We start from the raw sequence: 889 nt of genomic DNA, 5'->3' as shown, positions 1-889 counted from the left end.
GCGGCGCCCGCGCCGACCAAGGTGTGCAGCTCATCGATGAACAAGATGATGTCACCGCGGGTACGGATCTCCTTGAGGACCTTCTTCAACCGCTCCTCAAAATCACCCCGATACCGCGAACCCGCCACCAGCGCACCCAGATCCAAGGTGTACAGCTGCTTGTCCTTCAACGTCTCGGGCACCTCACCCTTGACGATCTTCTGCGCCAGACCCTCCACCACCGCGGTCTTACCCACACCCGGCTCACCCACCAGCACCGGATTGTTCTTGGTCCGCCGCGACAACACCTGCATGACCCGCTCGATCTCCTTGTCCCGGCCGATGACCGGGTCGAGCTTGCCCTCACGGGCGGCCTGGGTCAGATTCCGGCCGAACTGGTCAAGGACGAGCGAGGTGGACGGCGTCGGGTCCTGGCCGCTTCCCGGGGCATTCGGTTCCTTGCCCTGGTAGCCGTGCAGCAACTGGATCACCTGCTGACGCACCCGGTTCAGATCAGCACCCAGCTTCACCAGCACCTGCGCCGCGACACCCTCACCCTCCCGGATCAACCCCAGCAGGATGTGCTCGGTCCCGATGTAGTTGTGACCCAGCTGCAGCGCCTCACGCAACGACAGCTCAAGCACCTTCTTGGCACGCGGAGTGAACGGAATGTGCCCCGACGGCGCCTGCTGACCCTGGCCGATGATCTCCTCGACCTGCTGACGCACCGCCTCCAGGCTGATCCCCAAGCTCTCCAAAGCCTTGGCGGCCACACCCTCACCCTCATGGATCAGACCCAGAAGGATGTGCTCGGTCCCGATGTAGTTGTGGTTGAGCATCCTGGCCTCTTCCTGAGCCAGAACGACAACCCGCCGCGCACGGTCGGTGAACCTCTCGAACATCTCGTCGC

General features: G+C 63.6%; 1 protein-coding gene. It reads right to left on the bottom strand.

What is annotated here, in order from left to right; genetic code table 11:
- A partial coding sequence (locus E1298_RS47275) for a Clp protease N-terminal domain-containing protein (RefSeq protein ID WP_131903884.1) occupies positions 1 to 881 on the bottom strand: 881 nt, incomplete at its 3' end.
- Positions 882 to 889 lie beyond the last annotated feature (8 nt).

Origin of the sequence: Actinomadura rubrisoli (genome assembly GCF_004349215.1) — a bacterium.
Classification (GTDB): Bacteria; Actinomycetota; Actinomycetes; order Streptosporangiales; family Streptosporangiaceae; genus Spirillospora; species Spirillospora rubrisoli.
This window is presented reverse-complemented; position numbering and strand designations above follow the sequence as displayed.